At 46.9% G+C, this 22,563-nt stretch carries 21 protein-coding genes; 7 read left to right on the top strand and 14 right to left on the bottom strand.

Translation table 11 applies throughout. The annotated features are described in order from the left end of the window. Positions 1-7: 7 nt before the first annotated feature. The 7 genes from KO518_RS14690 to KO518_RS14660 all read left to right on the top strand — a co-directional run bounded on the left by KO518_RS14690 (position 8) and on the right by KO518_RS14660 (position 8,193). Positions 8-1,453 (top strand): glyceraldehyde-3-phosphate dehydrogenase, encoded by a 1,446-nt coding sequence (locus tag KO518_RS14690; RefSeq protein WP_216026544.1) that lies wholly within the window; start codon positions 8-10, stop codon positions 1,451-1,453. 157 nt (positions 1,454-1,610) lie between these two features. Beyond that, positions 1,611-2,738 (top strand): M14-type cytosolic carboxypeptidase, encoded by a 1,128-nt coding sequence (locus KO518_RS14685; protein ID WP_216026543.1) that lies wholly within the window; start codon positions 1,611-1,613, stop codon positions 2,736-2,738. A gap of 44 nt (positions 2,739-2,782) precedes the next feature. Continuing rightward, positions 2,783-4,444, top strand: coding sequence for a sodium:alanine symporter family protein (locus KO518_RS14680; protein WP_216026542.1), 1,662 nt, complete (start codon positions 2,783-2,785; stop codon positions 4,442-4,444). Between the two features lie 123 nt (positions 4,445-4,567). Then, positions 4,568-4,897: a zinc ribbon domain-containing protein gene (locus KO518_RS14675; RefSeq protein WP_216026541.1), complete on the top strand. Its 330-nt coding sequence runs from the start codon at positions 4,568-4,570 to the stop codon at positions 4,895-4,897. Further along, entirely contained in the window at positions 4,894-5,184 is a 291-nt protein-coding gene (locus tag KO518_RS14670; protein WP_216026540.1) for a YeaC family protein, read from the top strand. The genes KO518_RS14675 and KO518_RS14670 overlap by 4 nt, the downstream gene beginning before the upstream one ends. Further along, entirely contained in the window at positions 5,174-7,978 is a 2,805-nt protein-coding gene (locus tag KO518_RS14665; RefSeq protein ID WP_216026539.1) for a DUF349 domain-containing protein, read from the top strand. The genes KO518_RS14670 and KO518_RS14665 overlap by 11 nt, the downstream gene beginning before the upstream one ends. Beyond that, a complete protein-coding gene (locus KO518_RS14660) occupies positions 7,975-8,193 on the top strand; it encodes a hypothetical protein (protein ID WP_216026538.1) in 219 nt (72 codons plus the stop codon). The genes KO518_RS14665 and KO518_RS14660 overlap by 4 nt, the downstream gene beginning before the upstream one ends. 39 nt (positions 8,194-8,232) lie before the next feature. Here the strand turns inward: KO518_RS14660 and KO518_RS14655 are convergent, their stop codons facing one another. The 14 genes from KO518_RS14655 to leuS form a co-directional block, all read right to left on the bottom strand. Beyond that, on the bottom strand, positions 8,233-9,072 hold the full coding sequence (locus KO518_RS14655) for a DUF2797 domain-containing protein (protein WP_216026537.1): 840 nt from the start codon (positions 9,070-9,072) through the stop codon (positions 8,233-8,235). Between the two features lie 9 nt (positions 9,073-9,081). Next, positions 9,082-10,089, bottom strand: coding sequence for an asparaginase (gene ansA / locus KO518_RS14650; protein WP_216026536.1), 1,008 nt, complete (start codon positions 10,087-10,089; stop codon positions 9,082-9,084). A gap of 147 nt (positions 10,090-10,236) precedes the next feature. Continuing rightward, positions 10,237-11,199 carry a lipoyl synthase gene (lipA, locus tag KO518_RS14645; RefSeq protein WP_216026535.1) on the bottom strand — a complete coding sequence of 321 codons (963 nt, stop codon included), beginning with the start codon at positions 11,197-11,199 and terminating at the stop codon, positions 10,237-10,239. After that, the gene (gene lipB, locus KO518_RS14640; protein ID WP_371742337.1) at positions 11,192-11,854 is read right to left on the bottom strand and encodes a lipoyl(octanoyl) transferase LipB; all 663 of its coding nucleotides are present in this window, start codon (positions 11,852-11,854) and stop codon (positions 11,192-11,194) included. Before lipB ends, lipA begins: the two co-directional genes overlap by 8 nt. After that, a complete protein-coding gene (gene ybeD / locus KO518_RS14635) occupies positions 11,855-12,118 on the bottom strand; it encodes a DUF493 family protein YbeD (RefSeq protein WP_216026534.1) in 264 nt (87 codons plus the stop codon). Between the two features lie 97 nt (positions 12,119-12,215). Continuing rightward, positions 12,216-13,394 (bottom strand): D-alanyl-D-alanine carboxypeptidase family protein, encoded by a 1,179-nt coding sequence (locus KO518_RS14630; protein WP_216026533.1) that lies wholly within the window; start codon positions 13,392-13,394, stop codon positions 12,216-12,218. Between the two features lie 170 nt (positions 13,395-13,564). Then, complete coding sequence (locus KO518_RS14625; protein ID WP_371742336.1) at positions 13,565-14,425, bottom strand: septal ring lytic transglycosylase RlpA family protein; 861 nt, start codon at positions 14,423-14,425, stop codon at positions 13,565-13,567. Between the two features lie 8 nt (positions 14,426-14,433). Then, positions 14,434-15,558, bottom strand: coding sequence for a rod shape-determining protein RodA (gene rodA / locus KO518_RS14620; RefSeq protein ID WP_371742335.1), 1,125 nt, complete (start codon positions 15,556-15,558; stop codon positions 14,434-14,436). Continuing rightward, a complete protein-coding gene (gene mrdA, locus KO518_RS14615; protein WP_216026531.1) occupies positions 15,555-17,456 on the bottom strand; it encodes a penicillin-binding protein 2 in 1,902 nt (633 codons plus the stop codon). The genes rodA and mrdA overlap by 4 nt, the downstream gene beginning before the upstream one ends. A 2-nt stretch (positions 17,457-17,458) precedes the next feature. Continuing rightward, on the bottom strand, positions 17,459-17,929 hold the full coding sequence (gene rlmH / locus KO518_RS14610) for a 23S rRNA (pseudouridine(1915)-N(3))-methyltransferase RlmH (RefSeq protein WP_216026530.1): 471 nt from the start codon (positions 17,927-17,929) through the stop codon (positions 17,459-17,461). A 71-nt stretch (positions 17,930-18,000) separates the two neighbouring features. Then, positions 18,001-18,318 (bottom strand): ribosome silencing factor, encoded by a 318-nt coding sequence (gene rsfS / locus KO518_RS14605; RefSeq protein WP_216026529.1) that lies wholly within the window; start codon positions 18,316-18,318, stop codon positions 18,001-18,003. Positions 18,319-18,394: 76 nt separating this feature from the next. Next, complete coding sequence (gene holA, locus KO518_RS14600; RefSeq protein ID WP_216026528.1) at positions 18,395-19,429, bottom strand: DNA polymerase III subunit delta; 1,035 nt, start codon at positions 19,427-19,429, stop codon at positions 18,395-18,397. Between the two features lie 9 nt (positions 19,430-19,438). Further along, a complete protein-coding gene (gene lptE / locus KO518_RS14595) occupies positions 19,439-19,957 on the bottom strand; it encodes an LPS assembly lipoprotein LptE (RefSeq protein ID WP_216026527.1) in 519 nt (172 codons plus the stop codon). Then, complete coding sequence (leuS, locus tag KO518_RS14590) at positions 19,957-22,563, bottom strand: leucine--tRNA ligase (RefSeq protein ID WP_216026921.1); 2,607 nt, start codon at positions 22,561-22,563, stop codon at positions 19,957-19,959. Before leuS ends, lptE begins: the two co-directional genes overlap by 1 nt.

Genomic DNA, 22,563 nt, shown 5'->3' with positions numbered 1-22,563 from the left:
GCAAAGCATGAATCAACAGTTTGAACAGGAATTACAAAGTAGCTGGCAGGAACGGCAAGAATACGCTGAAATGATGCTGCCCCTAGTAGGTAAACTGTACCGGAACCACGCAGTTGAAATTTCAGTCTATGGTCGCTCATTGTTAGGGGCCAGTGTGATTGACATCATTAAATCACATCGCAAAGTACGCTTGCACGAAGGGATTAAACTGCGTCTGAGAGAGAGCTTCCCGATTCTGGAAGCGCTTGCGTCAATGACGCTATCACCGGCACAGATAGATATCGGTAAGCTGGCATTTGATTTTCACTACGGCTCTGCCGTTGATGAGCAAGATTTACAGGCTTACCTGCGAGGCAAACTGTCAGCGGTTATCAATAAGGGCGACAAACAAGAATCCCAGGATGTAGTGCTCTACGGTTTTGGTCGTATTGGTCGTTTGTTGGCCCGGCTGATGATAGAGCGCCAGGGCAAGGCGAATAAGCTTAGGTTGCGCGCCATTGTTGTTAGAGGCGGGACTGACGGCGATCTGGAAAAGCGCGCCAGTCTATTGCGCCGTGATTCCGTACACGGACCGTTTAACGGCAGTATTACTGTAGATCATGAACGTCAGGCTTTAAAAGCTAATGGTGCCTACATTCAGGTGATTTATGCCAACAGCCCAGATGAAGTAGACTATACCCAATACGGCATTAACAATGCTATCGTGGTAGATAACACAGGCATGTGGCGAGACAAAGAAGGCCTTGGGTTACACTTAAAAGCCAAAGGTGCTGATAAAGTATTGCTTACCGCCCCCGGAAAAGGCGAAATCAAAAACATTGTTCACGGTGTCAATCACGGCGATGTTAAAGCTGATGATACCATTTTATCGGCTGCAAGCTGCACTACCAATGCTATTACACCCGTGCTCAAAGCCCTTGATGAAGAGTATGGAATTGCGTCTGGTCATGTTGAAACGGTACACAGCTTTACCAATGATCAGAATCTGATTGACAACTATCACAAAGCAGATCGTCGTGGCCGCAGCGCTCCGTTAAACATGGTTATCACCGAAACGGGCGCCGCCAAAGCGGTCGCGAAAGCGTATCCGAAGCTGGCTGGTAAGCTCACCGGAAATGCTATTCGAGTCCCCACGCCAAACGTGTCGCTGGCTATACTGAATCTTCATCTTTCAACTGACACTGATAAACTGGCGGTAAATGAATTCCTCCGCGATACCGCGTTATTTTCAGATCTTCAGCATCAAATTGACTACACGGCGAGTAAGGAGATCGTATCTACCGATTTAGTGGGCTCCCGAGCGGCAAGTGTGGTGGATTCCCAAGCTACTATTGTGGCTGAAAACCGACTCACACTGTATGTGTGGTACGACAATGAATTTGGTTACAGTTGTCAGGTAATGCGTGTGGTCCGAGACATGGCGGCACTTACTTTCCCCTCGTTGCCTGCTTAAGTAGCAGCAAGTGTACAGACCGGTGCATTTGTACCGGTTTTTTTATCTCCGCTAGTTTTCAATTTGTCCCGCAAACTTGGTATAACGCCTTCTATCATGGTATTTCCCTTTGCGTCTGTGCTAAATTAGCAAAAAATTAGAAAGGCACGACAGATACATGCAAATTTCAAGTCAGTTCGACAGTGGTAACATCACTGTTTTAGAGGCGACTTCGCCACAAAATATCAAACTTACTATTAATAAGGACAACCAGTCTAACTACTATCAGTGGTTTCATTTCCGACTCTTTGGCGAAGTGTTTGAGCCACACAGCATTACCATTTCTGAGCTAGCAAAATCTGCTTATCCACAAGGCTGGAAGGACTACAATGTTCTCGCCTCTTATGATAGACAGCATTGGTTTCGCGTGCCTAGCGAGTTTGACGGTGACAATTTAACCTTCACTTTCACCCCAGAACAGCCCTCAGTCTACTTTGCCTACTTTATTCCCTACAGCTATGAACGCCACCTCGATTTGATCCACGATGCGCAAATGGCCTTGTTCTGTGAACACAGATTGCTTGGCGAGACCTTGGATGGCAGGGATATCAACATGTTGGTGATTGGTGAGGAAACCCCGGCTAAAAAGAAGATATGGGTCACAGCGCGTCAACATCCAGGTGAGACGATGGCCGAGTGGTGTACAGAAGCCCTTATTTACCGCCTGCTTGATGAACAGGATGGTGTGGCCCGCGCGCTGTTGAAAGAGGCTGTTTTTTACGTAGTGCCGAATATGAATCCCGACGGTGCTGTAAGGGGGCATTTGAGAACAAATGCGGTGGGGACAAACCTCAATCGAGAATGGGCGGCGCCGAGTGCTGAAAAAAGCCCTGAAGTACTATACGTTTTGCAAGCGATGAGTGATATTGGGGTGGATATGTATCTGGATATTCACGGTGATGAAGCCTTGCCCTACAATTTTGTAGCGGGTAGTGAGGGGATCCCTGGCTATTCGCCGCGCCTGAAACAGCTGGAGGACACGTTTAAAGCGGCTTTACTTGCCGCTACGCCAGAGTTTCAGGACGAATACGGTTATCCAAAAGACAAACCAGGTGAAGCGAATTTGACTGTGGCATCCAATGCAGTTGCTCATAAGTTTGACTGCCTGGCCTATACGTTGGAGATGCCGTTTAAAGATAATAATAATTTACCGGATCCGGTTTACGGCTGGTCAGTGCAACGCTGTCGTCAACTGGGTGAAGATTTACTGATTGCCGTGCGTGCGGTAGTGTCCACATTGCGATAATAACAACACGCAAAATAACAACAATATATTGAGGGGAACATACCTTGGAAGGGCTATACGATTTTTTGGTGTCGTTAGATGGCATATTGGGGGGGGCTGACTGGTTCCCATTTGTTTTGTTAGGTGTAGGGCTTTTCTTCACCATTTATCTCAAGTTTCCACAGATTCGATTTTTTAAACACGCATGGCTAGTGGTAACTGGCAAGTACGACAAGTCTACCGATGAAGGTGATACTACTCATTTTCGCGCTTTAACCACGGCATTGTCTGGTACCGTTGGTACAGGAAATATCAGCGGTGTAGCATTTGCCATTTTCTTAGGTGGGCCCGCAGCCCTTTTTTGGATGTGGGCAACGGCGTTCTTAGGGATGACGACAAAATTTGTGGAAGTGACTCTTTCACACAAATACAGGGTTAAAACGCAAGACGGCACTATGGCCGGCGGCCCTATGTATTACATGGATCGTCGTTTAAACATGAAATGGTTGGCCATCGCTTTTGCTGTCGCCACGGTTATTAGTTCGTTTGGTACGGGAAATCTGCCGCAAAGCAATGGGATCGCTCAGAGTATTGAAGCTACCTTCGGCTTTGAACCCGTGGTTGTGGGAAGTGTACTGGGAATTTTACTGGCTCTGGTTATTCTCGGTGGTATTCAGCGCATTGCAGCATTTACTTCCAAAGTTGTGCCCATTATGGCCGTTATTTATCTAATTGGCGCACTAGCTGTTATTTTTGCCAACATAGAGAATATTGGCCCTTCTTTTGCGGCTGTTATTTCTGACGCATTTACAGGGTCGGCAGCGGCAGGAGGTTTTCTAGGTGCATCCTTGGCCTATGCATTTAATCGGGGGGTAAACCGGGGGCTGTTTTCCAATGAAGCCGGGCAGGGGTCCGCACCGATTGCTCACGCCGCGGCAAAGACCGACGAGCCAGCATCAGAAGGGATGGTATCGCTACTGGAACCTTTTATCGATACCATTTTGATTTGTACAGTAACGGGGTTGGTTATCCTTTCTTCAGGCGTTTGGAAAGAAAAGCATGAAAATGTATTTGACCGCTCAGATATGTATTTTGTTGAAGGACATTACGACGACAGCAATGAAGCGGATCGCACTGCACTGTATCAGTATCTAAATGATCTGGAAGGCAACAAAATAGTGCCTTATAACGGCGCCATAACGGTGGTAAACGGCACCGCAGTAAGCGACGGTTTCACTCTGATTAATGCGCGTTCAATTGCGGAAGATGTCAAGTATTCCCTGGGCGTTGAAGATGCATATACAGGTACCTTACAAATAAAAGACGGTAAGCCTGTTAAAGATAACCTCGAAGTCTCCGGCAAATCTCTGGTACACTCTGCTGCGTTGACGACCATTGCCTTTACCCGCGGTTATTTCGGCAATTACGGGCAGTACATCGTTTCCATTGGCCTGATGTTGTTTGCGTTTTCCACTGCCATTGCCTGGTCGTATTACGGTGACCGTGCCATGACCTACTTACTGGGGCCCCGTTCCGTCATGCCTTATCGGGTTATTTATGTCGCGGGTTTTGTCTGGGCCTCTTTTTCTGATACTACGCTGGTGTGGGCACTCTCTGCTGTAGCTATTGTGGTTATGACAATACCGAATCTGTTTGGTATAGTCATGCTCAGTAAAGAGATGAAACAAACTGTGAACGACTATTGGTCGAAAGTGAAAGACGAATAGTCTGCTGGCAGTGTACAGCACGCATAGACGTGTTTAGTCAGAATAAGGACACGGCTGTGTCCTTTTTTTGTTTTCACAATAGCTGCTAAAAATTAATCAATACATGAACTGACAGGAGCCAAAATGGCATTAACTGATTGCCCGGCGTGCGGCAAAAAAATTTCCGATAAATCTTCTGTTTGCCCCCATTGTGATTTTGGTGTGGGCGATGCATCCGCGGAAGATATTCTGCGCAAGCAAAATTTGCAGCGATATAAGAAAAAGCAAAGCATACAAAACCAGTCACTGATGGCGGTGTTATTGTTTGTAACCGGGTTTGGGTTGCTTTACTGGGGGCGTCCAGCACCGGGTGATACGCAATTTAATATTGCTATTTTAACAGCGATAGTTGGCTTTATGTGGTATGTTGTCAACCGAGTCAGATTAGTCATTATTAAACGATTTTCTTCATGAATATAGATGCTTTACTTGCCGCAATGACGCCCGACATTTACCAGCGTTTGCGTCAGGCTGTGGAAACGGGTAAATGGTTGGACGGCGCGGTTTTAACAGAAGAGCAAAAGGAAAGTTGCATGCAGGCTGTGTTGTTGTATCAGTCTAAAATTGAAAAATCTTCTGAGCACATGACAGTTAACGAACACGGAGACATTGTGCAAAAAAGTAAAAGAGAGTTCCGTGAAGCACTGCACAAGGAACAGGATGAGAACACCATAGCCCGGTTTAAGCAGGATGATATTTAGTCGATTTTTTACCCCTCCCTACGCGAGTCGTGATCCGCAAAAACGTATTAAAGCTATTGCCGAGCTGTCTCCGCAGAAAGCGAAAGAGCGTTCTGCACTGCACGAGTTGGCATTTAATGACAGTGAATCCGAGGTTAGTTTAGCCGCACTGGAAAAACTCAATTCCTTTCCACTGTGGCTTAAAATGTCGCAAACGGCGAAAGATGAACGTGTTCAACGCCGGGCAAACCGGCAGGTGGAACAGACTATTCTCAATACCGATTGCCAGGTTGTGTCAGCTGAAGAGTTGACAGAGTTTCTTCTCAAACAAGCTCCCGTTGATCTAGTCAAAAAGGTTTTGCTTTCAAACAAGGTTTCTGAACTGAACCAGGAAGCTGTGTTGGTGCTACTCGATAAAGTCGGTACGCAGGCATTTATTACGCGTTTCTTTTTCTGCCAGCAGAGTGACGGAATAAAGATAGCATTGATAAACCGCACAACGGATGACGGTCAGCTGACAAAATGGCAAAAGAAATCCCATTCGAAAGATGTTCTTCTCGCGTTGGAGAAGCGCATTGAAGCGTTAAAGCAAGCTAGGGAAAAGCCGATTCAAATTGAAAGAAAAGCTACCCTTGCTTTATCCAAACTTCAAGCATTGACTGAGCGCTTTGATTATCAGGATGTGGTGGAGCGGCGAAAAGAATGCGAAACTGAATTTGAAGGGGTGCAATCGGATTTCGCGGTATTGTGCAGTGATGTTCGCCACACATTGGAAAACAAATATCAGCAACTAAAAGATAAAGTGCATAGCCACGAACAGCGTTTGAAGGATGACTGGGAAGCAAAGGCGTTACAACAGCGAACAGAAGACGCCTGGAAACAACTCAGGCAGGATACGGGCGCAGTAAATAAAGAAGTTGAATGGCTTTTTTCAGAGCGCCTTAGCGACGCAACGCTTGCTGATGTAAGTGCAGTAAATGATAAATTGCGGGAGTTGGAAAACAGGATCACAACGTTTTCCCCAGACCAGGTAACTCAGTTCAGCCGCATAGCACAGCAGATTAGCAGTTTGAACAGCCGGCTTGCCCGGTTTAATGAGCAACAGCAAGCCGGTCAGCGGTTACTAAAAATACTCACTCAAGCAGAGAACGAAATTAAAGAAGATGAATGCGACTTTGTTAACAACCGCTGGGCAGAGGTGAAGTCACTTTGGCAGCTTGAGTTGTCTTCGCTAGATGTTATTCCCGCAGCATATAAAGAACGCTGGAATACTATTTCGCAACACGTGCAACGCAAGAAAAGCGAACAGCAGCTTAATGAACAGAAGGCCACTAAAGAAGCTCGTCGCTTACTCTCACTTGTGAGTAATCTTCACGATGCCGGGCGTTATCGACAAGCTATCGCGAGATTTAGGGATTTATCTACGGCCGTAGAAGCGTTACCGCCATCTGTCGCTCAGCAGTTCTCTCGCCGGTATGACACTATCGCTGAGGCGATAACCCGTTTAGCTGATTGGCAAGCTGATATAGCCGCGCCGAAGAAACCGGCATTGCTGGCAGAAGCTCAGGCTTTGGCTTCCACCGAGGCTGAAAACATCGCTGACAGAGCGAAAATAATTAAATTGTTGCGGCAACAATGGCAGTCATTGACTATTCCTGGTGAAGAGGATCCAAGCAAAGCGGAGTTTGATGATGCCCTGGAGGCTGCCTTCGCACCCTGTAGGGCTTTTTATGCCGCACAAGAACAGGAAAGGCAGAAAAATGCGTTGGTACGTCTGGCTTGCATCGAAGAGATGGAAAAAGCTGCACAAACCATTACGGATCATGCGCAACTGGCCAAAGTCAGCGAGAAATTAAAACAGCAATGGCGTCAGGCCGGCAGTGTTGAACAGTCAGTTTATGAAAACCTTCGAGAACGTTGGGATAGCGCTGCGGCACACGTCAACAGGCTTGTCTCTGACTGGCATGGTAAGAATCGGCAGTTGAAAAAAGCCATCATTGAGAAAGCCAAAATGCTGCTTGATGAAAGCACTTTGACTGAGAGTTTAGAGCAGGCCAAGTTACTGCAGCAAGAGTGGAAAACGATTGGCAGTGCAGGCAGACGTCATGACACCAAGCTGTGGCAACTGTTTAAAGAAACCAATGATATTATTTTTCAGCGGGCCAAAGCGCGTAGGGATGATGAAATGTCCCTGCTCAATGATCAGGTGGAAATATTGCTCAATGACGTTAAAGCGATTGCTGCGCAATCAATTACCTCAGATGAAGCACTGGAGAAAGCGCTTGAGCCAATTCTCGAGAAAATGTCGTCATTGCATAGTGGCAAGCAGGCTGTAATTCAACAGCGCGTGTCAAAGTTGAGAAAAGCGGTGAAAGCCAGACAAGAAAAAGCTTGGATCGGCGCTCAAAAGTCAGTAATTCACGGGTTATTGAGTTTGCTCAATTCGCGTGATGCTGCACAGGGCTGGGATAAAAACAGTGAAGCCTGGGCCAGTCTGCCTAAAAGTTGGCGAGAAGTATTAACGTCGGATTCTGCGGCTACAGGTAGCGCAAAGCCCAGTGAGTGGTATCTTACGCAGTGTGAAATTTTGGTAGATTTACCGTCACCTGAAGGCCGTCAGCGCGTTCGTTCGGAGGTACAAATGACCATGATGGCTGACAAGTTACAACACGGTGATGACGTGAATCTGGCGCAAAGTATTAAGTGCTGGTTTGCCAGTTCACTGTCGTCGGAAACTGGCGAGTTTCAGAGAATGGCTGCGCTGCTTAATCATATTGAAAATGACCTCAGTTTGTTGGAGAAATTTGCCCAATGAGAGTAGAGGTTGAGTTTATTTTTCCGTCTCAGCCAGCTGCCTATCGTTTTTTGAATACGGTCGGGCACCTCGATGTCAACAACCTTGCCGTTAAGCGAGGAAAGACAGATCATCACGTTCTCATCGGCTACCAATATACAACTGGAGATTTTGACGAGACAGCATCTAAGCTAGACGATTTAGCCCGTGAGATGGGGGGAGAAGAATGCAGGTAGCTTGATCTGGCCGGCCTGCATTTGACATGAGCTTAAGGGTTACTGGCTGGATAAGGAAACCTGGTAACCTGCGTATTTTCTTAGATTTATTACCCTGTCGTCGTCAAGTAAAAGGTATTGCCCCTTGATGCCGTGTAACAGACCTGAAAACGTCGGCGTTTTGTCTAAATTGATAGATTTGACTTTTACAGGGAAATGGTTTACAGGGTAATGAATTGCGACAGGTGGACTGCTAACATCCTCGACAGCATCCTGGCCGTGCTGTTGTTTAATTCGGGTTAATTCCGGCGCTATTTTTTCAAGGATCCCACGTTTTATATCACTTAATGCGGCAGGTTCGGGCTGACCTTTGAGCATGGTTCGCCAGTTTGTTTTGTCACCAATATGGTTCTTGCATGCGGTTTCCACTAAGCCACTTATCAAACGGTTTTTCACTTTTAAAAACACCATGGCCTCTGTGGCACCCTGATCAATCCAGCGACTAGATATTACTTCGGAGACATGTCTGGTGATGCCGATTTTTACCGCCCCCGTGTTGGCAAGATACACGTAGTGATCGCTAAAACAATGTGCTTTTCCCCATTCAGGTTCTCTGCACGTACCCTCGTGATAGTGGCATTTCTCGGGTTTTATCATGCAGGAATCACACTGTGCAAGAGTGATGAGGCATCGATAGCAATACCCTTGGTTAAAACTTTTCTTCGTTTTTTTATCACAATTCACACAGCGAATCTCACCTTGAGAAACCAGTTCAATGTGTTTGCCTATTAGGGCATTCATATCAATGGAATTCTCGCCTAGCTTGAGTTTGTAAAACACATCGCCTTTTGGGCCTGCCGAAACGCACATTTTGTGCAAAGCGCCTTCATAATATGTCATAAATTGTCTTTATAGGCTGAGTTCACCACGTAAGTCATGGGTGAGTTTATGTTGGATCTCATTGTAACTAAGAGACTGGCTTAGCAGGTAATGGAGTTTTGCCAATGCGGCTTCCGGAGTCATATCACTTCCGGACAATACTCCGGCTTCTTTAAGGCTGTTTCCCGTGGCATAACCGCCCATGTTCACCCGCCCGCGAAGACATTGAGTACAATTGAGTACAGGGATTTCCCGTTCAGCGGCAAAGCGAAGTTGCGCCAGTAATGCCGGGTGTTGAGGGGCGTTACCCACGCCATAGCTCAGTAAGATGAGTGCCCTAACCGGTTGTTGTAGCGTGTTTTTAATGACTGCTGGTGAAATACCAGGATACAGGCTGACTAAGCCGATAGGTTGAGCCGTGACCTTGCTGATTCTGAGCGGTGCATCACGTGATTCTGCCAATGTGCCCGCTTTTAGCCGTATATTAATTCCCGCTTCTAACAAAGGTGGAAAATTTGGCGAGTCGAAGGCGTCGAAACCATCGGCATCAATTTTTCTACTGCGGTTTCCCCGCAATAAACGGTTGTTAAAAAACAGACTGACTTCCGCAATGGGGTAGTTTGCAGCAACGTATAATGCATTGAGTAAATTCACCTGGCCATCAGACCTTAATTCGGCGAGGGGAATTTGAGAGCCGGTAACAATAACCGGTTTTGCCAGATCCTCCAGCATAAAGCTGAGTGCTGAGGCCGTGTATGCCATGGTGTCGGTGCCATGGAGTATAATAAAACCGTCGTATTTATGATAATTTGCGGCGATATCGTCGGCAATGCGCTGCCAGTCATCGGGGTTCATATCGGACGAGTCAATCAAATTGTTATATTCATGCAATGTATAGAGAGGCATTTCAGGGCGGTGAAACTCTGGCATATTCGCCAATGTAGTTCCGAGGAAGCCCGCTGCTGGAACATAGCCCTGGTTGGAGGGCTTCATACCAATGGTACCGCCAGTGTAAGCGATATAAATGTGTTTGCGCATATCCGCTCCTTTTTTTCGCGCTATTGTAACAGCATTATGGGGTAATTCACCCCGACGGGCAGATTGTTCCTGCTAAGGTGTAAAGCATCCAGATAGAAACAACAGGGAAGGGGGTCCGCGTCAACGAGGTTGACGCGGAATGAAAGGCTATTTGACTTCTTTACCGGCAGCTTGCTGGTCGGCATGGTAGCTGGAACGAACCATTGGACCACACGCAGCGTGGGTGAACCCAATTTCCTTGGCATAGTCACCTAACGCATCAAACTCGGTAGGGTGTACGTAGCGTTTAACCGGAAAATGGTGGCGTGATGGTTGTAAATACTGACCTAAGGTCAGCATATCTACGTTGTGAGCGCGCAAATCTCTCAACACGGCCTGAATTTCTTCATTTTTTTCACCCATGCCCATCATCAATCCGGATTTTGTTTTTACGTCAGGGTGTTGTGTTTTGAATTTTTTAAGTAAATCCAAAGACCATTGATAATTAGCTCCCGGCCGACACTCGCGATAAAGACGGGGAATGGTTTCGAGATTGTGATTGAACACATCAGGTACCCCTTGTTTGAAAATTTCTAAGGCGCGATCCATGCGTCCGCGGAAATCTGGTACCAGTACTTCAATGGTGGTTGAGGGACTGTGCTCCCTAATGGCATTGATGCAATCTACAAAATGTTGTGCTCCGCCGTCCCGTAAATCATCTCTGTCAACCGATGTAATAACAACGTATTTGAGTTTCATTTCGGCAATAGTACGAGCGAGCTTTTCCGGTTCTTCGGCGCTTGGCGGAAGTGGCTTGCCATGGGCAACATCACAAAATGGGCACCTGCGCGTGCATATATCACCCAGAATCATGAACGTTGCCGTACCGTGGTTGAAGCACTCTGCCAAGTTCGGGCAAGACGCTTCCTCACATACAGAGTGGAGTTTATTCTTGCGCAAAGTCTGTTTGATTTCGTCAATGCGATCTGTGGTTCGTGGGAGTTTAATTTTTATCCACGAAGGTTTACGCAACATCTCTTCTTTTTCAGTCGGGACGATTGTAATGGGTATGTGCTTTACTTTTTCATCATCGCGGAGTTTTACTCCGGCTTTAGGACGTGCGTTACTCATCGAAACCTTCTTTTTGAATCGTCTGTTTGATATTCAGGATATTCAACAAATGATGTGTTAATGACATTCCTGCTTTTTCCAGCGAATCCGGACCATTTAACCTGGCTGTATCGGTCATTTCCATACCAGCATAGCCACAGGGGTTTATGCGGGAAAAAGGCGACAGATCCATATTAACATTCAGTGCCAGTCCGTGAAACGAACATCCCTTTCTAATCCTCAATCCCAGTGAACACACCTTTTTATCGTCACAATATACACCTGGTGCATCTTTTTTGGCGTACGCTTCAATACCGAATTCAGCCAAAAGTGCAACAACGGAATCTTCCATTGCAGTCACCAACTGCCTGACCCCGAGTTTGCGCCTTTTAATATTCAGTAGCAAATAAATGACCTGCTGGCCCGGACCGTGGTAAGTCACCTGACCGCCGCGATCCACATTGACCACCGGGATCTCGCCGGGCATTAGCACGTGTTCTGCCTTTCCTGCCTGCCCCTGGGTGAACACGGGTTCATGTTCTACCAGCCAGATTTCGTCAGTGGTTTCACTGTTTCGAAGATCAGTGAAAGCTTGCATTTTTTGCCACACGGGCAGGTAAGGTTGCAAACCCAATTGGCGAATGATAACCGGGTTATTAGAATGACGTTGAATCACTTACAGCACAACCCTGACCAATTCGAGTTTGGCGAGTTCCGTGTAAATGGTTTCCATATGTTCTTTACTCGTTACCCTAACACTCACTGAAACCGAGTGATAATTGCCTTTCTTACTTGGCTTTACCGTCGGAGAGTAATCTCCGGGTGCATGCGCCTGCAAACAGGTTACAACATGCTGCGGCAAATCTTCATGGGCGATCCCCATTACTTTAAAAGTCTGGGAACAGGGAAAATCGAGTAGCTCATCGAAACGGGTATCCATGAGATATCCTTACTTCATAACTAAATAAAACGGCCAGATTATAACAATCTGGCCGTCCATGAACAAAACAAAAAGGCAATTGAGGATAAATTAAAAATTAGTCATCCCAGCCTATTTGTAACATAAGATAATCCATCATACGGTCAAATAATCCACCCTCATTTACTTCCTGAAGCGCAACGAGGGGATACTCTGCAACGTCATTCCCGTCAAGTTGCAAGTAGAGTGTGCCGACAACCTGGCCTTTCGCCAACGGTGCTTCGAGCTTTTTATCAAGTTCAAAATTTGCTTCGAGGTTAGCCGCCTGACCGCGTGGAATGGTAATGGGGGTAGATTGATTAATTCCAAGGTCTACATTTTCTCTGTCGCCCATATAAATGCGGTGGGAAACAAAGCTGTCACCGGCAGAGTAAGGCGTAACCGTTTCATAGAAACGAAAACCATAGCGCAGGAGTTTTTTGTTCTCTTCCTTGCGTGCGCGTTCACTGTCCGTACCCATCACCACAGAAATAAGGCGCATATCGCCTTGTTTTGCCGATGTTATCAAACTGTAACCCGCATCTGAGGTGTGGCCCGTTTTAATGCCATCCACATTTAGGCTTTGATCCCACAGCAAGCTATTACGGTTGTATTGTTTTATGCCGTTATAGGTGAACTCTTTTTCGCTGTAAATACTGTAAATTTCCGGTGTTTCTGACACCATGGCTTGGGCGAGGATGGCCATGTCCCGGGGCGTGACATAGTGGTCGGGATCGTGAAGTCCATGGCTGTTAACGAAATGGCTTGATGTCATGCCCAATGCCTGAGCATGAGCATTCATCATACTGGCAAACGCACTTTCCGAACCGGCGATGTGCTCTGCCATGGCAACACAGGCGTCATTACCCGATTGAACGATAATGCCTCTTACTAAATCCGATACTTTAACTTGGGTGCCAACTTCAATGAACATTTTGGAGGATTCTGGAAAATTCTTTGCCCATGCATTTTCTGAGATCGTGACGACCTCATCCATACTAATATTGCCGGCTTCTAATTCCTTGCCAATAACGTAAGTCGTCATCATTTTAGTAAGGCTGGCCGGGGGCAATTGCATGTCAGCGTTTTTTTCCGCAATGACCTGGCCCGTTTCATTGTCCATTAATACAAACCCTTCGGCGGCTACAGTGGGAGGCGGAGGAATAACAATGTTGGCCTGAACGCATGCACTGAAGGCAACGGCGAACAAGAGATTCAAAAAGGCAGACGGTTTAGCGCAAATTATCTTTTTTAGCATGGGAGTGTTTATTACCGTTTTTTTAATGTGACAATAGTTGGGAATTTTATCGCAACCCCAGTTGTTGGACTAGGTTTTACCTGAAAAGTTTAGTTAAAAACAGACTTACCTGCTGATTTCCTCGGCAATGCCCCTAAATCGACCGATGAACGCCATGTTTGTGTAGAGGATTACAAGTTTTCAGAAACTGCATAGGCACCTGGGTAGCCATTTTGCTTGAGATCATCAAGTAGCATCTTTACCTTAAATCGGTCAGTTACTGGGCCTAAACGAAGTTTGTAAATATTATTTATAAAAGGCATTTGTGCCGGCACCTGGTACAGTGTAGACAGTACCGTAGAAACAGACTTGGCACGTTCAGGATCACTGACCGCGGCGACTTGTATATAAACACCATCAGAAACAAGTTCTTCCTGTGCGTTTTTACTGTCGGCTTCAATGGGACTTAAACCCGCATACTGGGCGTAAGTAACGGTGGGGTGTTTGCCCACAGTAACATTGTTGTTTTCGTCGAAGTGTATTACTTCCAGTTTTACTTTTGCCGTACCGTGTTGTTGATAATCCAGCTTTTTCGCTGCTGCATAAGACAGGTCAATAATTCGGTTTGAATGGAAAGGCCCACGGTCGTTCACCCTCACGATTACCGATTTGTTGTTACTGAGGTTTGTTACACGAACAAAAGAAGGCAAGGGCAGGGTTTTGTGCGCTGCTGTCATTGCAAACATGTCATAGGTTTCGCCATTAGAGGTAAGATGCCCATGAAATTTTTGGCCGTACCAGGAAGCAAGTCCGACTTGTTCGAAGCCTTTGCCCGTTTGCAGTGGAAAATAGCGTTTTCCCAATACTTCATAGGGGCGGCTATTCCATTCCCGGTATGGCTCATACCGAGGTTGGGCATCTGTGTAATCTGGTTCGTCGTACACGAACGTGGGCGCAGAGTCGGTATGTTGGGCATAGCGGCTCTGCGATTGACACGCAGATAACAGTACTGCAGTCATGAGAAGTAACCCGTATTTAGCGCACATTTTCATAGTCTTTTTTATCGGGACAAAAATCTTTTCTGTGTTCCAATGGCCATTAAAATGCCAAAACCTGCCATGAGCGTTACCATAGACGTTCCACCGTAACTCACCAGAGGGAGTGGCACACCAACAACCGGTAACAGGCCGGACACCATGCCCATGTTTACAAATACATAAACAAAAAAGGTCAGGGTGATGGAGCCTGCGAGTAGTTTACTGTAGGCGTCTTGCGCCCGATTGGCAATAATCAATCCGCGAATAATAATACACAGATAAATGACAAGTAATAGGAGTACTCCTATCAGGCCAAATTCTTCACTGAATACCGCGAAAATAAAATCCGTGTGACGCTCGGGCAAAAACTCTAATTGCGATTGTGTTCCCTGAAGCCAGCCTTTGCCCTCAAGTCCACCAGACCCGATGGCGATTTTTGATTGAATAATATGGTATCCGGCGCCAAGGGGATCGCTCTCCGGATTTAAAAAAGTGATAACGCGTTGTTTTTGGTAGTCTTGCATGAGGAAGAACCACATGATTGGCGCAAAGGCGCCAGCCAGTGCGCTTAACACACCAATTAGCCGCCAACTCATGCCTGCCAGAAATATGGCGAAAATACCGGAACTAGCGATGAGCAGTGAGGTACCTAAATCCGGTTGCTTTGCGATTAGCAGTGTCGGTACGATAACAAGTACAAAACCAGACAAAATGTGTATAAGCCTTGGAGGCAAGGTGAATTTACTGATATACCAGGCCACCATCATGGGAACGGCAAGCTTCATCAGTTCAGAAGGTTGAAAGCGAACAAATTTAAGATCAAGCCAACGCTGTGCACCTTTGCCCATATCGCCAAACAACAGAACAGCAATGAGCATGCCTAAACCCAGTACATAAGCATAGACGGATAACCTTCTGTAAGCCATTGGGGGGACCTGGGCCATGAATACCATTACGCCCAGTGCAATGGCTAGACGGGTAAACTGACGCTCCATTTGTGATGCATCCTGGCCGGAGGCTGAGTATAAAGTGTACAGCCCTACTGTCATAAGTACTAATAAGCCCATGAGCAACCAGCCGTCAATGTGGAAACGTTGCCAGAATGTCGTGCTGTTCTGTTTAAGTTGTGTCCGTTTCACGCTATTCACTCTGCCTTATGTGACACAACACCATCTAATTGAGGTTGCATAAATTCGTGTTCGCGAAAGTAAAAGTCCATTACTTGTCTGGCGACTGGTGCTGCATTAGTGCTGCCGCCTCCCGCATTTTCTACCACCACGGTCGCAGATATCTCTGGTGACTCGAATGGGGCAAAAGCGACGTACATGGCATTGTCACGCAAGTGCTCTGATACGTCATCTTCGTTGTAAGTTTCGTTCTGCGCCACTGAGAAAAGTTGCGCTGTGCCAGATTTTCCTCCGGACTGATAAGGGGCATCGGCGAAGGATTTTCTGCCCGTTCCTTCTTCTCCGTGGTTAACCTCATGCATGGCGCTTAGCATTAACGCCCAGTTATCTCTGTTTTTAATCATAATTGGGCGCATGGTTTTAGGCTCAGATTTGACTATTGTGCCATCGGGTTGCATAAACCCCATCATGATCTGGGGAACAAAGCGCTCGCCATAGTTAATCAGTGTATTCATTGCCTGGTTTAGTTGAACTGGCGTGGCTGTCCAGTAGCTTTGCCCAATGCCTACTGGAATGGTGTCACCGATGTACCAGGGCTCGTTAAATCGGGCGCGTTTCCAGCCGCGGCTGGGCATATTGGCATCTGACTCTTCATACAAATCGATACCTGTGTAGTCTCCAAAACCAAACTCAGACATGCTGTCACTGATGCGATCGATACCCAGTTTGTAAGCCAAATCATAGTAAAAGGTGTCACACGATACCGCGATGGCTCTTTCGACGTTTACTTTCCCATGACCCCATTTTTTCCAGTCTCGCCATACGTGGCTTACATTGGGCAAGCGGTATCGACCAGTGTCATTAATGGTAGTATCCCTGTCTATGATGCCTTCTTCCAGTCCGACTAAGCCGAGTAGCGGCTTAATCGTAGAAGCTGGCGGGTATTGCCCTTGGGTCGCCCGGTTTATCAAGGGCCGGTCAGATGACTGTAAAGCGCGGTACTTTTTACTGCTAATACCATGGACAAACAGGTTGGGGTCATAACTTGGACTGGAAAACATTGCCAAAATACCGCCATCTTTTGGCGACGACATGACGACGGTACCACGTTTACCCTGAAGGGCTTTCTTGGCCGCTAATTGAAGGGGCAAATCGATGTTTAAAACAATGTCTTTTCCGGGGACGGGCGGATCGATACTCAAGGTGCGAATAATACGACCCTGGCTGTTCACTTCCACCTGTTGATAACCCACTTTACCGTGAAGCAATTCTTCGTGATATTTTTCGATCCCCAGCTTGCCAATGTCATAGGTTGCCGCATAGTTGGCTTCCAGTCCTGCTTCCACCAATTTTTGCAGATCTTTCTTATTAATTTTCGCCACGTAGCCAAGCACATGAGTAAGGGTATCGCCATAGGGGTAAAACCGCGACAATCTCGCTTCAACAGATACACCTGTGAACCGATGTTGTTGCGCAGAAAACCTGGCCACTTCTTCCTCGCTAAGCTGAGTTCGCAGTGCAATAGGTTTAAAGCGGCGCTGACCACGGTAAACTTTTAGAAAATTTTCTTTTTCTTCTTCGGTAATTCCCATCAATGCGGATAAACGGGCGAGGGTTTTCTCTAAATCGTCCACCTCTTCCGGGACAACTTCAAGGCTGAAAACGGGTTTGTTTTCAGCCAGTAAAATGCCATTTCTGTCATAAATGAGGCCGCGGTTTGGAGCAATGGGAAGGACTTTAATTCGATTGCCGTTTGAGCGTGTCTGGTAAGCTTCGTGTTGCTCGACTTGAAGTACATACAGATTACTTACAACAATGCCGAGCATCACGATAACAATAAACAGCGCGATAATCGCCCGTCTTGTAAACAGGTTAGCTTCAGCAGTGTGGTCTCGAATTGGCTGGCGCTGACGTGACATTGCTATTCCCTGTGGTAGGGATGATTCTGGGTAACTGACCAGGCGCGATAAAGGCTCTCTGCCACAATAATACGCACCAGAGGGTGCGGAAGCGTCAGATTTGACAGCGACCATTTTTGCTCAGCCGCCGCGATACAAGCGGGTGCCAGTCCTTCCGGGCCGCCAATCAGCAGGCTCACGTCACGGCCATCCATTTTCCAGGCATCTAGTTTTTTGGCCAGTTGAGGCGTATCCCAGGGTTTACCTTTAACTTCTAACGTTACAACGCGGTTGCCCTTGGGGATAGCCGCGAGCGTTGCCTCACCTTCTCTTTGTAGGACTCGGGGAATATCTGCGTTTTTGCCTCGCTTACCAGCGGCAATTTCAGTAAAGTAAACAGGAAGATCAGTGGGAAAGCGGCGCAGAAATTCCTCCACGCCACGATTAACCCAATCGGGCATTTTTGTTCCTACAGCAACAATTTGAATTTTCACCGTCAGCTACATCCCGGTTATTTCACAACAACAATTCCACACTGCATTGGCAGCCGGTGTAAAATACAAATTTAACCCCAAAGCTTTTCTAACTGATAGAAATCCCGGGCTTCGTCTTGCATAACATGAACGATAATATCGCCCAGATCTACCAAGACCCACTCGCCGGTATCTTTGCCTTCTACGCTTAAAGGTGGGTGACCGGCGTGTTTCATCTCTACTTGTAAATTATCTGCAATGGCCATTACGTGACGTTTTGAATTACCAGAACAGATGATCATGAGATCTGTGATACTGGATTTACCTTTAACATCCAACTGAATAATATCGCGGGCTTTCAAATCGTCAATTTTGTCGAGGACAAATTGTTTGAACTGATTACTCTCCAAAAGTTCTCCTTAAGATGAACAAAAATAGTGTTACATCGTTATTATAGCGAATCTCTCGCGCTTTTTGTTTTCAACGTCACAACTCGTTGTCAATAAGGGGAATGTGCGCAAGGGGCACTCCCATAAAAAGCATACAAAGGTGTGCTAATTTGACGTAGGGTCGTGATATTACGTTCTGCTTAAATGCCAAATCTGCGTTTTCAACCTCACGCCTGATATGTTCAAGTGCATCGGGAGAGAGTCGTTGTAAAGCAGACATGTACAGATTTTGTCGGTTTTTCCAAATTCCCAGTTTTGGCCACTGAATGGGCTGATTTGAGAGCTGCAATTCCTTGAGTTGTTGAAGGGTTTGCCACTCGCGAATAAACGCCCAAATGAGGATGTTGGGTTCAAGCCCTTCACTCTCCAGACGATACAATATTTTGATACAACGGGATTGATCACCCGCCAGCATGACGTCAATGAGTTGAAAGACGTTAAACCTGGACTGATCGACGATGGCGGCTTCTACCATGTCGCTAGTGAGTACCTGATTGGGGTAAAGTAGCGCGAGTTTCTGAATTTCCTGATGGGCCGCAAGCATGTTGCCTTCGGTCATGTCAGTAATCATTCGCACACAGCTGGTGTCAGCCTGTAAACTGAATTCATTCAGGGTTTGTTGAATCCAGTTACTCAATGACTTTCCTTCCAGTGGATAGCACATGGCATGGACGCCGATACTATCGAGCACCTTGAACCATTTTCCCCTTTGCACGTCTTTGCCAATGCGAGGGCCATGCACGATTAGCAAGATGTCTTGGCCGAGGGATTGCGCCACGGTTTGTAAAGTCTGGCTGCCTTCCGGGCCTGGTTTACCGGTGGGCAATTCAAGTTCAATCAGTTGTTGAGAAGAGAAAAGAGACATGGATTGTGTGGCTTCAATAAGTTGAGACCACTGAAAACCGCTGTCGGCAACGAATACGTGTCGCTCTGTAAAGCCGGCTTCTTTGGCGCAAGTCCTCACCCTTTCGATCATGGAGTACTTTTGCTGTGGTTCATCTCCAAAAAACACATAGCAGGGTTTTAGACCCTGTTTTAGTTCTTGCTCAAACCGATTGGGGTAAACTTGCATAATCGCTAGCTACTTTGCCAATGCGTCATTGGCGTGGCCAGATAACCGCCGGATTATGTTGTCAGCAGCTTCTTGCCGCATTTCGCTCAGCACTAAATCAAGTTCTCTCGACTTTGCCAGTACCAGATCGGGATCGTCCTGATAGTCGCGAAGCACCTCAAAATACGCATTCAAAGGTTGTTTACCGGGAAAGATAACTTGATAACGCACGCCGTAAATGAGCTCATACTCAGCAACCTGACCGCTGGCAAATACAGATAACAACCGTCGTTCCAACTGTTCAGGCATTATATGGATCATGACGGAATGTTCAGGTGAGGTGCTATCTGCTAGAGTTCCGCCGTCAATGTCGTAAACATCAAGGCGTTTCTTCAGGGCTCTAGCAAGAGGTGCGTGAGCCTGTGAGGAAGACACTGCGACGTAGTTAACTGAAGGTGGCAATGACTGATTGCCACGCAAATGAAAACCACACGCAGTGGTGCCTGCCAACAGCAAACCAACAATAGCAAGCTTTATTAAGCGCTGCATCAGTTAGCCACTATATTGACGAGTTTACCGGGTACCACAATTACTTTGCGAATTGTTTTGCCATCTATAAATTGCTGTACATTCGGTTGAGCAAGGGCTTGAGATTCAACCACGTCTTTAACGGCATCGGCAGCCACTGTCATCTTCGCCCGAACCTTGCCGTTTACCTGGACGACAATGAGTTTTTCATCTTCAACCAATGCGGCTTTATCGACCTGAGGCCAGCCCGCATGTTCCACCGCTGTTTCGTGGCCAAGCTGTTGCCACAAATGGTGACAAAGGTGAGGCGTGATTGGGTTAAGCAGGCGAACAACGGCTTCAATGGCTTCGCGCATCACAGCGTGATCTGAAGCAGAAGATTGCGGTGCTTTTTGTAAGTGATTCAGCAATTCCATCACTGCTGCGACGGCTGTATTAAAAGTTTGTCTGCGACCCAGGTCATCGGTGACTTTGGCAATGGTTTTATGCACTTCGCGACGAAGGGCTTGTTGATCCTTTGACAGAGTTTTGACATTCACAGACTCCGGCGAATCACAAACGCTCAAATGCTCGCTCACGAGTTTCCAAATGCGTTTCAAGAATCGATTTGCACCCTCAACGCCTGAGTCTACCCATTCAAGTGTTTGTTCGGGAGGCGCCGCAAACATAGTGAACAAACGCACGGTATCAGCGCCATATTGATCGATCACCGACTGAGGGTCGATACCATTGTTCTTTGATTTGGACATTTTCGTCATGCCACCGTGCTGAACTTCTGTACCATCCTTTGTCAGCCACGCTTTAACAATTCGGCCCTTGTCGTCTTTTTCCGTCGACACCTCAAGGGGCGAATACCAGGTTTTCTTGCCGTTTTCGTCTTCACTGAAATAAGAATCGGCAAGTACCATTCCTTGGCACAACAAGCGCTTAAACGGCTCATCTGATTCCACTAAGCCCTCGTCTCGCAACAGTTTGTGGAAGAAGCGAGAATACAGTAGGTGTAAAATAGCATGTTCAATACCGCCGATATACTGATCGACTGGTAGCCAGTAGTTGGCTTGTTTGGGATCCAGCATGGCATCGCTATTCTGTGCGCAAGTGTATCTTGCGTAATACCACGATGACTCCATAAAAGTGTCAAAGGTATCAGTTTCCCGCAAGGCTGGCTGACCATTAAATGTGGCTTTCGCCCAGTGTGGGTCGGCTTTAATCGGGGAGGTCACACCGTTCATCTGCACATCTTCAGGCAGCACAACAGGCAGATCATCTGCAGGCACAGGCATAGACTCACCGTTTTCCAAGTTCAGTATTGGAATGGGCGCACCCCAGTAGCGTTGGCGGCTTACCCCCCAGTCACGAAGGCGGTAGTTGATCTTTTTCACACCGCAACCCATGGTTTCAAGCTTTTCTGCGATGGCGCTAAAAGCAGCGTCAAAACCCAGGCCATTAAACTCACCGGAGTTTATTAATATGCCTTTTTCAGTATATGCAGATTGAGACAAATCTGCTTGTACCTCACTGCTGCTTTCAGGTGCGATGACCTGTGAAATTGGCAGGTTGTACTTAGTGGCAAACTCCCAATCACGTTGATCGTGCCCTGGGACCGCCATAACGGCTCCGGAGCCGTAATCCATTAACACAAAGTTTGCTACCCACACTGGAACCTCTTCGCCGGTAAGGGGATGAACAGCTGTGAGACCAGTAGCAAAACCTTTTTTCTCCATAGTGGCGAGATCGGCTTCTGCAACCTTTGTATTTTTACATTCTTCGATAAAAGCCGCTAACGCAGGATTCTGCTTGGCAGCAAATTCTGCCACTGGATGCTGAGCGGCAACACCTACGTACGTGACGCCATAAAAGGTGTCTGGGCGAGTGGTATAAACGGTGAGTTCATCAACATCGCCCGCCGGTTCAGAGAGTTTAAAGGTAATTTCCACTCCTTCTGAACGGCCAATCCAGTTTGCCTGCATCGCCCGAACCTGATCCGGCCAGTCTTTTAACTGCTCTAAATCGGATAGCAGCTCTTCGGCGTAGTCGGTAATTTTAATAAACCATTGAGGTATTTCTTTCTGTTCAACCAGTGCCCCTGAGCGCCAGCCCCGCCCATCAATAACCTGTTCGTTGGCCAGCACGGTTTGGTCTACGGGATCCCAATTTACGGTTGCATTTTTCTTGTAAACCAGGCCTTTTTCATACAAACGCGTGAAAAACCACTGTTCCCAACGGTAGTAATCGGGTTTACACGTTGCTACTTCGCGGTTCCAGTCATAACCAAACCCCAGTGATTTTAACTGTCCCTTCATGTATTCGATATTTGAATATGTCCAGTTAGCCGGAGCTGTATTGTTATTAATCGCGGCGTTTTCCGCCGGTAGCCCGAAGGCGTCCCAACCCATAGGCTGTAAAACATTTTTGCCCTGCATACGCTGAAAGCGGCTGATTACATCTCCAATGGTGTAATTTCGTACGTGACCCATGTGGAGGCGACCACTGGGATACGGGAACATAGACAAGCAGTAGAATTTTTCTTTGGCAGGGTCTTCAACTGCCTTAAACGACTGATTGGTTTCCCAATACTGTTGGGCTTCTTGTTCAATTTGCTTTGGATTGTAATGATTTTCGGCCAT

Source organism: Aestuariibacter sp. A3R04 (genome assembly GCF_018860805.1).
GTDB lineage: Bacteria > Pseudomonadota > Gammaproteobacteria > Enterobacterales > Alteromonadaceae > Alteromonas.
Note: the sequence above shows the minus strand (reverse complement) of the source record. Positions and strands in the feature narration are given on the sequence as shown.

What these genes read in the sequence shown, in the direction of transcription:
- KO518_RS14690 (WP_216026544.1), top strand. Translation starts at nt 8, where the DNA reads ATGAATCAACAGTTTGAACAGGAATTACAAAGTAGCTGGCAGGAACGG.
- KO518_RS14685 (WP_216026543.1), top strand. Translation starts at nt 1,611, where the DNA reads ATGCAAATTTCAAGTCAGTTCGACAGTGGTAACATCACTGTTTTAGAG.
- KO518_RS14675 (WP_216026541.1), top strand. Translation starts at nt 4,568, where the DNA reads ATGGCATTAACTGATTGCCCGGCGTGCGGCAAAAAAATTTCCGATAAA.
- KO518_RS14670 (WP_216026540.1), top strand. Translation starts at nt 4,894, where the DNA reads ATGAATATAGATGCTTTACTTGCCGCAATGACGCCCGACATTTACCAG.
- KO518_RS14665 (WP_216026539.1), top strand. Translation starts at nt 5,174, where the DNA reads ATGATATTTAGTCGATTTTTTACCCCTCCCTACGCGAGTCGTGATCCG.
- KO518_RS14660 (WP_216026538.1), top strand. Translation starts at nt 7,975, where the DNA reads ATGAGAGTAGAGGTTGAGTTTATTTTTCCGTCTCAGCCAGCTGCCTAT.
- KO518_RS14655 (WP_216026537.1), bottom strand. Translation starts at nt 9,072, where the DNA reads ATGACATATTATGAAGGCGCTTTGCACAAAATGTGCGTTTCGGCAGGC.
- ansA (WP_216026536.1), bottom strand. Translation starts at nt 10,089, where the DNA reads ATGCGCAAACACATTTATATCGCTTACACTGGCGGTACCATTGGTATG.
- lipA (WP_216026535.1), bottom strand. Translation starts at nt 11,199, where the DNA reads ATGAGTAACGCACGTCCTAAAGCCGGAGTAAAACTCCGCGATGATGAA.
- ybeD (WP_216026534.1), bottom strand. Translation starts at nt 12,118, where the DNA reads ATGGATACCCGTTTCGATGAGCTACTCGATTTTCCCTGTTCCCAGACT.
- KO518_RS14630 (WP_216026533.1), bottom strand. Translation starts at nt 13,394, where the DNA reads ATGCTAAAAAAGATAATTTGCGCTAAACCGTCTGCCTTTTTGAATCTC.
- KO518_RS14625 (WP_371742336.1), bottom strand. Translation starts at nt 14,425, where the DNA reads ATGAAAATGTGCGCTAAATACGGGTTACTTCTCATGACTGCAGTACTG.
- mrdA (WP_216026531.1), bottom strand. Translation starts at nt 17,456, where the DNA reads ATGTCACGTCAGCGCCAGCCAATTCGAGACCACACTGCTGAAGCTAAC.
- holA (WP_216026528.1), bottom strand. Translation starts at nt 19,429, where the DNA reads ATGCAAGTTTACCCCAATCGGTTTGAGCAAGAACTAAAACAGGGTCTA.
- lptE (WP_216026527.1), bottom strand. Translation starts at nt 19,957, where the DNA reads ATGCAGCGCTTAATAAAGCTTGCTATTGTTGGTTTGCTGTTGGCAGGC.
- leuS (WP_216026921.1), bottom strand. Translation starts at nt 22,563, where the DNA reads ATGGCCGAAAATCATTACAATCCAAAGCAAATTGAACAAGAAGCCCAA.